The organism is Enterococcus florum (assembly GCF_004309355.1).
Taxonomy (GTDB): Bacteria; Bacillota; Bacilli; order Lactobacillales; family Enterococcaceae; genus Enterococcus_A; species Enterococcus_A florum.
Genome location: NZ_BJCC01000028.1, coordinates 26,152 through 39,291, shown reverse-complemented (window position 1 = coordinate 39,291; position 13,140 = coordinate 26,152). Strand labels below are relative to the sequence as shown.

General features: G+C 43.7%; 11 protein-coding genes and 2 riboswitches. Of the genes, 2 read left to right on the top strand and 9 right to left on the bottom strand.

Translation table 11 applies throughout. The annotated features are described in order from the left end of the window. Positions 1–67: 67 nt before the first annotated feature. Positions 68–182: riboswitch (cobalamin riboswitch) on the bottom strand. Between the two features lie 143 nt (positions 183–325). The 6 genes from NRIC_RS15355 to nikB all read right to left on the bottom strand — a co-directional run bounded on the left by NRIC_RS15355 (position 326) and on the right by nikB (position 6,259). Further along, positions 326–1,261 carry a M14 family metallopeptidase gene (locus NRIC_RS15355; protein WP_175580126.1) on the bottom strand — a complete coding sequence of 312 codons (936 nt, stop codon included), beginning with the start codon at positions 1,259–1,261 and terminating at the stop codon, positions 326–328. 11 nt (positions 1,262–1,272) lie between these two features. Continuing rightward, positions 1,273–2,079: an ABC transporter ATP-binding protein gene (locus tag NRIC_RS15350; protein WP_146623589.1), complete on the bottom strand. Its 807-nt coding sequence runs from the start codon at positions 2,077–2,079 to the stop codon at positions 1,273–1,275. Further along, positions 2,072–2,857, bottom strand: coding sequence for an ABC transporter ATP-binding protein (locus NRIC_RS15345; RefSeq protein WP_146623588.1), 786 nt, complete (start codon positions 2,855–2,857; stop codon positions 2,072–2,074). The genes NRIC_RS15350 and NRIC_RS15345 overlap by 8 nt, the downstream gene beginning before the upstream one ends. Before the next feature lie 13 nt (positions 2,858–2,870). Beyond that, the gene (locus NRIC_RS15340) at positions 2,871–4,430 is read right to left on the bottom strand and encodes an ABC transporter substrate-binding protein (RefSeq protein ID WP_175580125.1); all 1,560 of its coding nucleotides are present in this window, start codon (positions 4,428–4,430) and stop codon (positions 2,871–2,873) included. 66 nt (positions 4,431–4,496) lie between these two features. Further along, positions 4,497–5,321: a nickel transporter permease gene (nikC, locus tag NRIC_RS15335; protein ID WP_146623587.1), complete on the bottom strand. Its 825-nt coding sequence runs from the start codon at positions 5,319–5,321 to the stop codon at positions 4,497–4,499. Between the two features lie 2 nt (positions 5,322–5,323). Then, the gene (nikB, locus tag NRIC_RS15330) at positions 5,324–6,259 is read right to left on the bottom strand and encodes a nickel ABC transporter permease (protein ID WP_146623586.1); all 936 of its coding nucleotides are present in this window, start codon (positions 6,257–6,259) and stop codon (positions 5,324–5,326) included. A gap of 149 nt (positions 6,260–6,408) precedes the next feature. Then, positions 6,409–6,582, bottom strand: a riboswitch (cobalamin riboswitch). A gap of 235 nt (positions 6,583–6,817) precedes the next feature. Between nikB and NRIC_RS15325 the strand changes: the two genes are divergently transcribed. Next, a complete protein-coding gene (locus NRIC_RS15325; RefSeq protein ID WP_227873824.1) occupies positions 6,818–8,308 on the top strand; it encodes an amino acid permease in 1,491 nt (496 codons plus the stop codon). A gap of 31 nt (positions 8,309–8,339) precedes the next feature. On the opposite strand, the gene NRIC_RS15320 is transcribed toward NRIC_RS15325, so the two are convergent. The 3 genes from NRIC_RS15320 to NRIC_RS15310 all read right to left on the bottom strand — a co-directional run bounded on the left by NRIC_RS15320 (position 8,340) and on the right by NRIC_RS15310 (position 12,200). After that, positions 8,340–8,789 (bottom strand): precorrin-2 dehydrogenase/sirohydrochlorin ferrochelatase family protein, encoded by a 450-nt coding sequence (locus NRIC_RS15320; RefSeq protein ID WP_146623585.1) that lies wholly within the window; start codon positions 8,787–8,789, stop codon positions 8,340–8,342. Between the two features lie 103 nt (positions 8,790–8,892). Then, a complete protein-coding gene (locus NRIC_RS15315; RefSeq protein ID WP_146623584.1) occupies positions 8,893–11,325 on the bottom strand; it encodes a glycyl radical protein in 2,433 nt (810 codons plus the stop codon). A 131-nt stretch (positions 11,326–11,456) separates the two neighbouring features. Next, on the bottom strand, positions 11,457–12,200 hold the full coding sequence (locus NRIC_RS15310; protein ID WP_146623583.1) for a DeoR/GlpR family DNA-binding transcription regulator: 744 nt from the start codon (positions 12,198–12,200) through the stop codon (positions 11,457–11,459). A 145-nt stretch (positions 12,201–12,345) separates the two neighbouring features. Between NRIC_RS15310 and NRIC_RS15305 the strand changes: the two genes are divergently transcribed. Continuing rightward, on the top strand, positions 12,346–13,122 hold the full coding sequence (locus tag NRIC_RS15305) for a glycyl-radical enzyme activating protein (RefSeq protein ID WP_146623582.1): 777 nt from the start codon (positions 12,346–12,348) through the stop codon (positions 13,120–13,122). Positions 13,123–13,140: the final 18 nt, after the last annotated feature.

The window sequence follows — 13,140 nt, the reverse complement described above, 5'->3', positions numbered from 1 at the left end:
TCCACTTGTCCTATAAACAGTCAGCAAAATAATCTTCCCAATCCAATTATTTCTAATAAGTCGATTAGGGTATCCTGACTTTGCTTCACTTTACTATCTCGCCTTCCCATGAAGTGGCTGTTTGAGAGTTCATCCGCATATACAGTAGAAAGGGGCTGTTGAGGAGTCTCACCTCATTCCCCTGATCGATTATTATGTATTTGATTACCCTTATTATAACGAAAGCGGCTGACCTGCAGACAGATTATCTACAAGTCAGCCACATTCTGCTAATTTTTTTAATAGATTGGACAATATTTTACTATTTACAAAACCGCTGAATGCGCTAATACCCGTAAGTAATCAGGTGTTCTCCTGCAGTGATCGGTAATCCTACCATCTGGTACAAAATCTGTCCTGCTTGTTCTGCTCGGTACTCCCACAATTTTTTTCCAAAGAAATTCTCGATCTTTCCCAGCAGCTGTCCCTCTTTCACCTGATCCCCTATCTCACAGGCAGGAGTCCATAATCCAGTCATTGGACTTTCAAAAAAACACAGGTCCTTGAACAGCTTCAGCTTCTTATCTTGGTAAATCGGTCGTTCACTCATTCCTAAGTGACGCATCATTCGACCAGCGTCTTCAATGAAGCCAGCAATCGCTTGCTGATTGCGTTCACCAAAGGACCCTCGCTCGATCAACAGGGAGGGAAGTCCAAGAAGACAGGCATGATTGTAGGCACCATTGCGACTTTTTGAGAGCACTCCAAACGGCAAGTCCAACACGGCAGCAGCTCGATGGGATTCCTCTACCACAGCAGAAGGACCGAAATTGGGGACAAACACAAACTTATCCAGCTTTTCCGGTAAATCGCCGCTATGGAAATCCAAATAAAAATCAGCCATTGGAAAAAAGACCGTCTCTAACGCGTAGGCAAGTCTTTCCGACTCTGTTCCCTGGCGTTTGCCGGGAAAACAGCGGTTTAGATTTTTGCCATCTGTTGGGTTGATAAAAGAAGCGCGCTCAAAAAAAGCTTGTGGATTGACGCAAGGAACGATTACGACATTCCCACTAATTTTTTGAGGATCCAATTCACAGATCAACTGCTTCGCGGCCTCAATTCCTGGATACTCGGAGCCATGTATTCCGGCAGTAATCAGTAACGTAGCTCCGTCCTTTTGTCCTTTGATGAGACTGACCGGCAGCTTTAGGTTCGTTCCTTCAATCTCAAAAAAATCATTCCTCTTACTGCCGGCAGCCTGTTTTTTTATCCAATCGTGCAAAAAATCCCTCCTCAGTGTCCATCTGCTAAACGCTGCTTCCTGACCTTCGTTAAGGAATAAACCGAGTTCAGCAAGGTTTTTGTATAGGCAACTTTTGAAGTATCCAGTGATTGTTCCTCCTCCAAGCAATCGACGATTTTGCCACGTTGCATGACCAATAGTTTATGAGCAAAGGATTGAACCAGCGCCAAATCATGGCTGATAAATAAAATGGTCATACGGGTTTGCTTTTGCAGTTTGATCAGCAAATCGACAATGTTCTTTTGGACAGATACATCTAACGCAGAGGTTGCTTCGTCGCAGATCAAAATCTCAGGCTGCAACGCTAGTGCGCGAGCAATACTTACTCGTTGACACTGCCCACCGCTTAACTGATGAGCATAACGATCTGCGTACTCTTCAGAGAGCTCGACCATCTCCAAGAGCTCTCTGGCTTTGGCTTTTTTGTCTTTTGATTGAAGCCTTTTGTAATTAAACAATGGTTCTGTAATGACATCAATCACCTTCATCCGTGGATTGATCGAAGCCATCGGAGACTGAAAGACCATTTGGATCGCTGGTCGAAGCTTCCATATCGCTTTGTGCTCAAGCTGCAAAATATTTTTCCCCCTATACAGAATCTTTCCGCTTGTTGGAGGCTCCATCAGCATCAGCATGTTGACCAAGGTCGATTTTCCTGAACCGCTTTCTCCAACGATGCCGACTGTTTCTCCCTTGTTGACAGAAAAGGAAAGCTGATCACAAGCTGTAAGCTGCTCTTTGTTTGCCAAAACAAATGTCTTAGACAAGTCATGGATTTCTAAAATCGGCTCACCCATAAAACTCTCCTTTCAACTCAGGGACGGAGGCCAGCAACGTTTCCGTATAGGGGCTTTGCGGATGATCAATGACTTCTAAAACAAATCCTTGATCGACGATTCGCCCTTTTTCCATCACGATCAGCTGGTCAGCCATGTAAGCAGCCATCGCTAGATGATGTGTGACCAGTAAAATCGAAGTATTGAAAACGTTTCTGACCCGTAGCAATTCTTCTACGATTTGCTCTTGTGTCACAACGTCTAAGGCACTCGTTGGTTCGTCAGCTAAAAGAAGTTCAGGCTGAAACGTCATCGCCATCGCAATCCCTACCCGCTGACACATTCCGCCGCTTAATTGATGCGGATAACTGTCCATGATTCCTTTAGCATCCTTTAACTGCATTTTTATCAGAGTCTCTTCTGCAAGTTGTCGGGCCTCTGTAAGAGTAAGCTGTTTATGCTGCAGGATATACTCTTCATATTGCTTGCCGATCTTTCGAATCGGATTCAACGAGGCATTGCTATCTTGGAAAATCATGGAAAAGGTCGTCCCTCGCATGTTCAGCCATTCTGCCGGCGTCTGCTGCAGCAAAGATCGACCATTAAAATCAACTTGGCCCATGATCGAGGTCTTTTCTGGCAATGCCCCCAAAACAGCTTTTAACACGGTAGATTTCCCACTGCCGCTTTCTCCTACGATGCAGCCGATTTCTCCATCGTTAAGCCTCAGCTGGAACTGATCGACACTCAGCGCTGCATTGCCAGCGTACCGTACAGATAAATCTTGAATAGTCAACATAGTTTCTCACTCTCTAGTTGTAGGCAACATCTTTGGTCAGCCAATAATAATCCATCGGAAATAACTCTAAGCCCTTCACCTTGTCCGAATGGAACAAGTACGTTGTTTCATAGCCAAAGAAAACGGTGGCTGCATCATCCATGATCAACTGTTGAATCTCGATATCCAATTCTTTGCGTTTTTCCTCGTCAAAGGTCACAGTCAATTCATCGATCAATTGATCTACCTTTTCGTTTTTATACCCCGCCTGATTTGATGGAGACGTGCTGTACCAGTTTTCTCGCAAGTAATTTTCCGGGTCACCCGTGTTAGCGATCAACACATTCCAGATCAGCATATCAAAACTTCCAGAATCTCGCATATCTAGTAAGGTTTCGTAGCTTACGGTATTTAACGTAACCTTGATTCCAATGTCCTTCAGGTTGGCTTGGGCTGCTTGAGCATAAATATTCAATTCCTCGCGGCTGGTATAGATGACAAATTCCAAATCTAACGCTTCCCCATTTGGCATTTCTACAAAACCATCGCCATCTTTGTCCTCGTATCCAGCTTCTTTCAGCAAGGCTTTTGCTGATTCTGGATCAAACGGATTCTCATCCTTTAACTCATCAAAACCAAAATCCAATGTCGGAGGGATCGGCGCTTTTCCTGGAGTGGCGCCACCTTTTAACAATTTTTTCGCATAGGATTCACGATCCAACCCACGAATCAAGGCTTGTCGTAGTTTGATGTCCTTTAGTGGACCATGTTGATTCATAAAGGAGTAGGTAGAACGCAAGGAGTTAAGCTCCATGACTTTGATCTCCTCTTTGTTTTTGAATTCTTCAATATTTTCTGTTTTCAAATTATAGGCAACTTGAATCTCACCGTTTTGCAGTGCCATTGAACGGGTCGCCTGGTCATCGATGCATTTCATGGTTACTTTTTCCAGCGGCACTTCTCCATCCCAGTAATGCTCATTCTTAACCAATTCACAATCCTCAGTCGGATTGAAGCTCTCTACTGCATACGGTCCCGTACAAATCGGACCATCTTTTGCAAACGTATCTGTATCAGCAGTCGTATCGACGATTAAGAACAATGGGTCAGCTAAACTTCCTGGAACCACTGCAGATGGGTTTTCAGTCCTAATCAGTAAGCTGTCTCCCTCTACTTCAATCGATTCCGGTTTAAAGAACGTTTCTCCCCGCGGATTCATTTTAAAGGAACGCTCCAATGAGTCCTTGACGATCTCTGGTGTCAGTTCATTGCCATTCGAAAATTTTACTCCTTTACGGATAGTAAAGGTCCACGTCAGGTTGTCTTCGCTAACGGACCAGCCCTCTGACAAGCAGGGCTCGATTTTCCCTTCCTTATCAAACCGAACAAGATTCTCCCCTACACCGTAGCGAGAGACCACCCATCCGAAATACTGTTCCGTAGGTTCCAGCGTATCCGCAAAACTTGTCACCCCAATCGTCAGCGTTTTCTTATCACTCTCAGCAGCTTTTTTTTCGTTTCCGCAGCCTGCCATCCCACTGATCAGCAACAATAATCCCATTCCTGCGATCCCGCGTCTCATCCATTTCTTCATTTGTTTCCCTCCTGATTCTTATTGCCATCGTTCGTTTTCATAAGTTCTCTTCAACTAAAAAAGCAGTTAGTGATGGGTGTCCATCAAATCACTCACACTATCCCCCAAAAGGTTAAACGTTACTACGACGATCACCATAGCTAATCCTGGGTAAATCATTAGCCAAGGTGCGGTCGTTAAATAAGTCCTCCCTTCATTTAGCATCAGGCCCCATTCAGGTGTAGGCGCCTGTGCACCAAATCCTAAGAAGGATAAAGCTGCAATTTCCAGCATCAAGGTCCCCATATCGGTCATCGCTGTCACCAGCATGGGTGGGAAAATGTTTGGCAGAATATAATGCGACATCAACCGACGATTGCTGGTTCCTGTCACCACGGCGGCTTCCATAAATAAACTTTTATTGATTCGCAAGACCAAGCTTCGCGACAGCCTCGCATATTTTGTCCAGCTGACTGCGGTGATCGCGATCACTGCATTTACAAGATTAGGGCCTAAAACCCCGGCAATTGCAATGGCAAGAACCAACCCGGGAAAAGAGATCATCATGTCGGCCAGCCGCATAATGATCGTGTCGATCCATCCTCCGAAAAAGCCCGCCAATATCCCCAAAAAGGTACCGAACAGGAAAATGATCCCTACCATCACGATGGTAGAGCCTAAAGAAGCACGAGTTCCAAAGATTACCCGCGACAACAGATCTCTGCCTAGCTTATCTGTGCCAAATCTGTTGATGCTGTTAGGGGCTTCCAGTGATTTATTCATATCCGCATCCAAAGGATCAAAAGGAGCAAGCTGTTCAGCAAATACTGCTGCTAAAACGATAATTGCTAGCAGAAACAGTGAAAGAGCCAGCTGCCTATTTTTTTTTAACTTGTCAACAATCGTTTCCATAGCTACTTCTCCTTCAATCTTGGATCAATCAACGGGTAAGACAGGTCCACCAGAATATTAATCAGCATGTAAAACAAGGAAATCATTAGGACATAGCCCTGAATCAACGGAAAATCCCGGCAAGCGATCGCACGTACGGCCATATTTCCTAGGCCTGGCCAATTGTAAATAATTTCAACAACGGCGGTTCCGCCAAGCAGACTTCCAAAAGACAAGCCCAAGATTGTAACCAATGGTAGAAGAACATTCGGCAGCACATGCCGCAGCAGAATTTTCTTCTCGGGAATCCCTCGCATCCTTGCTCCAGTCACGTACTCTTTCTTTAGTTCTTCCAAAACTGTGATTCGGACCTGGCGTGTATATTTTGCAGACATTGCTAAAGCCAAGGTGACCGCCGGCAAAACGATCGATCTCAGGTCTGCCGTTCCCCCTGAAACAGAGATCCATCCAAGATTAACACCAAAGATCCGCAACAGAACTAATCCGATCCAGAAACTTGGCACGGAGATACCGATAAAGGAAAACCCACGAATCAGATAATCGATAGCTTGATTATGAAACACTGCAGAAAGGATACCGAATGGAACAGATACGATGATCATCAGTACCAGCGACAGCAATGCTAAAGCAATCGTCGGGATCAAGCAGTCGATCAGCTTTTGAAAAACGGGTATTTTGAAGGAGTAACTCATGCCCATATCTCCAGTGACTACTCCTTTTAACCAACTGCCGTACTGCACCAAAAATGGACGATCCAATCCGAGATCTTTTCGAGCTTGTGCCAAGAGTTCTGGGGTGGGGATATTGCCGCATTCTGTCAGCATAATCTCTGCTGGGTCTCCTGGGGACAGATAGACTAGGGAAAACGTTAAAAAACTAATGCCGAACAGCACGATCACCAACTGAATCAGGCGATGATTGCTTTTTTGAATCGTCATTTCTTCCTCCTGTTCTATGGGTTGTCTGCCTTCTCATTGCAGAGCATAAAAAGACCCTAATCCAATGAATTAGGGTCTATACAACAAAAAAGACAGTTTTTGTCTGGTCCTCTGCTTAATTGCGGTATAAAAGAATTTCCCAATCCATTCTCTTATTTGCGTTCAACAAAGGTATCCTGACTTTGCTTCATCCTACTCTCATGCCTTCCCGTAAAGTGGCATTTTTGATTTCGTCTGCGTATACAGTAGAAAGGGGCTGTTGAGGATTCTCACCTCATTCCCTTTATTGAATGCGTTTGCTTGAATTGTAAGGTAAGAAATTCTAAAAGCCTACGATTCTAGAAGAGGTTAGCCAAAATTTCATAAATCTTAAAAAAACTAAGCAAAATTTTGCTATTCCTATTTTTAGAGGTCCTCAAAGGATTGATCTATCGGGCTTTATTCCGCGCGTTCTTTTATAAGTCCCTTTATCGCTTTGTCTTCTCCTTCAACAGATCATCTTGTTTTTTATCTCAAAAGAAAATAAGATGATAAAAAAAGACAATGAGGTAGATGCGTGTGCTGACCAAAAATACATCTGTGGCTAATCTTATTTTGATCATTACAACGACCGTTTTTTCCTTCTCGAGTATGCTGACGGCCTTCTTTATGCTGGGAAGCCAATCCCTGGTCTGGTTTTTGATCAGTGCACTCGGCTATTTTATTCCTTATGCGCTGATCGTCGCCCAATATACGAAAAAATATGCACATCGGCCGGGCTCTATCTACGACTGGCTCAAGGATTCCCTTTCGCCAAAAGCCGCCTTTGTCACTGTTTTTTTGTGGTATTGCAGCTATTTTATTTGGATGATCAGTCTTTTTATGAAGGTAATGATTCCATTGTCGATCTTGCTTTGCGGCAAAGACACCACTGCTCAATTTCACTGGTTTGAGCTTCCAGCCCAATTTTGGCTCTCGTTCTTTGCAATCGTTCTGACAGTAGTGATGACGACCATCATCACCCGCGGGATCCACACGATTTTTTCTTTTTTGAAACTAGGCGGCTACACGATGGTAGGTTTGGTATTGTTGACGCTGATCAGCAATGTTTTGCTAATCATACAGGATACAGACCTCTCTGTCGCAAATCTGCGCAGCAGTATTGCTGTCACCAGCTTTTTCTCAGGAACGGGAAACAGTTTGCTTTCACAGCTGCCTTTTTTTATTTTTTCGATCACTGCGTTTGGCGGCTTGGATACGATCGCCAGTCTGGCAGATAAAACCAAGAAGGGAAAAAAACGCTTTCCGAAAGCCGTGATTATCAGCTCTTGCTTGATCCTGCTGCTCTATTTTAGTGGTATTCTCTTGTGGAGCAGCGCTCACGACATCGAACAATTGCGCCAAGCGAAACAGCTGCATTTGGGAAATTTGATGTATGGGTTGATGGCCTTTTTAGGAGAATCTTTGGGACGCTCTTTTGGATTATCCGCAAGTACGACTGAGCTGCTGATCCAAATTTTTGTTCGTTATACAGCCTTTACGATGCTGGTGGCTTATTTGAGCCTGCTTTCTTCGATCAGTTACGGTCCATTGAAAAGTCTAATCCAAGGAACTCCGCAAATCTTCCGTTCACGTTGGGCCCACTTGAATGACCATCAAATGCCGGCTAAAGCTTTGTGGATACAAGCAGCCGCATTGTCGCTGTTCATCGGCGGCTTGGCTCTCAACAATCATTTTTTAGCCGATCTTTTTAACCAATTGACCTATATGACCAATGTTTCTCGAGCGATTCCATATTTTATCGTAGCAGCTAGTTTTCCCTTTTTTATCAAAAAGAAAATTATTCAAAAAGAGTCTCTGTTGATTCCAGATTATACGCTGAATTATTTCTTCTCCTTCAGCGTCTGTCTCTGTATTTCTGTAGCGATTCTTTTCCAAATGTATGAGCCGTTGAAAATCGGCAACTACCAAAACTTCTTTACTCTATTGATCGGTCCACTATCCTTTGGCCTTCTGGCCTCACTAATTTACAAACGTATTGAAGAAAAATCCTCCTTGCCAGATGTCTAAGATGACAAAAACGAGGAAGCCTGGTGATGTGCTAGGCTTCCTCGTTTTCTATTAGTTTTTCGATCTTCTGTTTGAGCTGCTTCGTCTTGGTCGGAGAACTGCCTTGGCTGGATATAGCGATCTTAAAACCTTTTTTCTCGACTATTGCTAGATTGAAAAAGTTGCTGCGCTCTTGTTTCGTTGTGTCATTTACAAATTGTTCTGCTGTCGTTTCTTCAAGGATCTGTTGATTGACTGCCGAATCATTGGTACAAATAAAAACAAAGGTGTAACTCGTGGTATCCCCTGCTTTGAAGGGTCTTTTTTGTGCAGTGATTTTGTCATGCCGCAGTAAATCTTCTAATTCCTCAGTTAAATCCGGTGCGATCACCATCGGTCGGGCTGCTTCTTTTACCAGCTGCCGTACCTTTCGTGTCGCGATTTTCCCGCCGCCAAACACGATTACCGGAAACTGTTTGATGTCGATCATAATAGGATACATAAAATCCTCCTGACTCTTTTGGTATCTTAAGGATAGTATACCTTATGACAACTATTTTTGAGAAAAAAGCTGAAAATCCTGTACTAGAATTTTCAGCAGTTTTTTATAATACGTGTTCGGTTCGTTCGATGATATCGTCCTGAGTTGCTTTCGACAATACATTGAAGAAGGCGGAGTAACCAGCGACACGTACGATCAAATCACGATGTTTTTCCGGATGCTTCTGAGCATCGATCAAGGTCTCTCTAGAAACCACATTGTACTGGATATGGTAGCCATGCAACTGATTAAAGAACGCCCGCAGCAGCAGAATCAATTTTTGCTTGTCTTCTTCTTTAGACAACATCTGCGGATTCACCTTTTGATTCAGTAATACCCCGCCTATGATTTCGTCTGTTCGTAATTTCGACACAGATTTTAAAACAGCCGTCGGTCCGTTTTTATCCATGTTGTGCGAAGGTGAGCAGCCTTCCGCTAATGGGACCCAGGCATTTCGGCCATCAGGCGTAGCTGTCGTTTTTTTCCCTTGGCCCACGTTGGCAGAGATCGAAGAAGTGCCGGAATAGCGCTTGCCGCCAATTGGACCGCGTCCAAAGCGTGTATTGGGATATTTTTTGATTTCTTCAATGTAGCTGTCGTAGGCTTCTGTGACCAAACAATCAACGGCATCGACGTCATTGCCATATTTAGGTACCTCATGAAGGATCATCTGCTGGATCTCCTGTCCACGCTCGCCTGCATAATCCGTCATCAAAACTTCCCACAATTCTGACGCACTGACTTTTTCTTCCTCAAAGACCAGCTGTTTGATTGCTGCCAGCGAATCAGCCAGATTGGCAATCCCAACCTGTAAACCAGAGATAAAATCATAGACAGCACCACCTTCTTTTAAGGTTTTGCCGCGACCAATACAATCATCCGTCAATGCCGAACATAAGATATCTGGCACCTCACGTTCCAACCCAAGATCGATCGCATTTTCAACGATTACGCTCATTCTAGTCAGCTCACGAACCGTTTTATCCCAAGCGGCTATCAACTCTTCATAGGAAGTCATCTCTTTGAAATGACCGCAGCCTTTGACGAAGCGTTTGCCGGAGACGGGATCGACGCCGTCATTCATGGCGATGATCAGAATCTTCGGGAAGTTCATGTAGCTCATGCCAGTACAGCGATAGCCCCATTTTCCCGGCACTGCAGTTTCAACACAGCCAATCGCACTGTAATCGTAGGCATCCTCTTCTGTCACACCAATTTTTTTGAAGGACGGAATAATGATTTCATCATTGTTGAATGCCGGCATGCCAAATCCTAGTTTCATGACTTCAATGCATTCATTCATAAAACGATTGTCCAATCCAGAATGATAACGTACGGTCAAATTCGGTTGCGGCAGCTTGGTTTGAGCCACACTGCGCAGCACCAGATACGACATTTGATTGACAGCATCTTTTTTATCACGTGTCTGTCCGCCGATCGTGACATTTTGGTACAGCGGACTCCCTGCACTGCTGAAAGTGTGTGCTTGACTGCGGACTTTATTGACTGTCAATGTTTTGATCCACAGATTGGTCAACAGCTCCACGACTTCCTCCTCAGTGATCGTTCCTTTTGCTAAGTCAGCCTCTAAATAAGGCTGCATGTATTGATCAAAACGACCGTAAGACAAGGAATGTCCATTCGATTCAATCTGCAGGATCAATTGGATGAACCAGACTGCTTGAATCGCCTCTTTGAATGTTTCGGCAGGCCGATAAGGAACTTTGCCGCAGATTCGGCTGATTTCCAATAATTCTGCTTTTCTTTTTGGTTCAGCCTGCTCCGACATTTCTTCAGCTAATGTGGAAAAACGCTCAGCGAAGGTTTTTACTGCCTCCAATACGATCAGCACCGCATTATAAAAATGATACTTATCAATACTTTCCGGCTGTGTCAAATCTAGATCGGCTTTCGCTTTTTGAGTTCGTTCCTCATATCCCTTCAGTCCGATCTGCAGCATTTGCTGATAGTTGACCGCTAAATGGGCATCGCCAGAATTCATTTTGCCTTCCATTCCAAAAAAGCCGGTTTCCATGAACACTTGTACTTCATCTGGCAACAGCACACCAGCCTTCGCCCGTAAATTATTGTTCTCCCAAAAAGGAGCAATCGAGCGCAGCTCTTCTTTGGTTTCTTCCGTGATGTAAAATACATCACCATCACGTTTTTCAAATAAATCCAGTTCGTTGATCACAAATTCCAAAGTGTATTCGGGAAAGATAGGAGCATCTCGATTAGATGCTGCTTGATTTCCGACAATCAATGTCTCCTCTTCAATATAGATCGACATCTTCTCCAAAATATTTTTCAGCATCAATGCGCGTTTCATGACACTTGGCTGATTTTGATACTGTCGATACGTTTCAGTAGCCAGCAAAGCACGTTCAGCACAAATATACGGTTTCTTCGTTAGAACCGCTTCACGAAAAGCGTTCATTCGAGGGGACAATGAGCCAAAATAAGTGTCGGTCTCCGTTGATTTTGTCTGAGTATTCATAAACAGTCTCCTTTTTCGTTCGAAATAATTATATATTTCTTTCGTAACTATCATACCATGCTCAATTCTTCACGGTCAATCGGATTTTGATGATTTTTAGAGACAAAAAAATACCGCACATCTGTGCAGTATTAAATCGTTGTGACCTGAATGCCTTTTTCGTTTAAAAAACTTGAACTTGCTTGATCGATGCCCGGGTCAGTAAAGACTTGGCTGATTTCATCAAACCCAAATTCTGTGATCACACCATTTTGCGAAAACTTGCTGGAATCAGTCAAGATAATCGTTTGATCGGCTGCGGTTGCCAAGGTTCGAGTAGTATCACAGCGTGTCAAATCACTCCCTGTGAACCCGCGTTTTTGATCAAAGCCATCGATTCCTACAAACAGCTTATTGACATGAAATTCATTGATCACCAATTTGACTAGTGGACCGACATTGACCTGCGATCCTTTTTGGTATTCCCCCCCAACCAAGATCACTTTAACTGACTCTGCTTTTCGAATGTAAGAAGCGATAAAACAAGAATTTGTGATGATTGTGATCTCGTTTCGATTGAAGGCCAATTCTTCTGCCAACAGAGCGCAGGTGGAGCCTGATTCAATCATGACTACTTCCCCGTCACGAACGATTTTGCTGGCTTCCAGCGCAATTTTTCTTTTCAGGTCGTAATTATGGGCCAACCGGTAATTGATATCGTCCAAATTATTCAACAAAGCAAATCCATGCTGACGATGGAGCAGTCCTCTGGCTTCCAGCTTGTCCAAATCTTTACGGATCGTGACTTTCGACACATTCAATAGCTTTGACAATTCATTGACTTCGATTTTTTTCTTTTGACTGACGATAGAAATAATTTCTTCTTCTCTTGACATGTATTCTTCTCCTCGCTTCCTTTTCAGAGTATCATACTTTGCAGAAAGCAACAATCGCTAGTTTGTTTTCGTACGTAACATTTTATATTTACGTATGATAATAATTCTGTTACACTTTTAGTGACAATACGAGAGGAGTTTTCTTATGGAAAAGGAAGCTTGCATTTTTAATATCCAAAAGTTCAGTCTGCATGACGGCCCAGGCATTCGAACCGTCGTTTTCTTCAAGGGATGCCCGATGCATTGTTATTGGTGTGCCAATCCTGAATCACAAAACAGCAAACCAGAAACAATGTGGGATGACCAAAAAAAAATGCCGACAACCGTCGGGGAATATCGATCGATCGAAAGCATCATCGAAGAAGTCATGAAGGACGAAGCTTTTTATCTTGAGTCTGGCGGTGGAGTGACTTTGTCTGGCGGTGAGGTCCTTTTCCAAGCGGAGGCAGCTATCGAATTACTTTCACGGTTGAAAGAAAAAGGGATCCATACTGCTAGTGAAACAACCGGCTTTGCAAAAGAAAGTGTATTTAAGCAATACATTGAACAAGTTGATCTTCTTTATTTTGACGTGAAGCATTATGAAGAGAAGCAACACAAAAAAGGCACGGGGGTCTCCTTGCAACCGATCCTGAACAATCTCACCCTTGCGCTGCAGCAGAATCAACAAATGATTGTGCGAATCCCTGTAATTCCAAATTACAACGATGGGCTCGTCAATGCAGAGGGGTTTGCTCTCTTGTTTAATCAGCTGGGAATCAAGACAGTCGAGCTGCTGCCCTTCCATCAATTTGGCGAAAAAAAATATACCTATCTTGATCGTCCCTACGAAATGGCAAATATTCCTCAACTGCATACAGAGGATCTAGCGTATTTCAAAAATCATCTAGAAGAACACGGTATCGCCTGCCGTATCCATTGATTTGCTTATCATAAAACA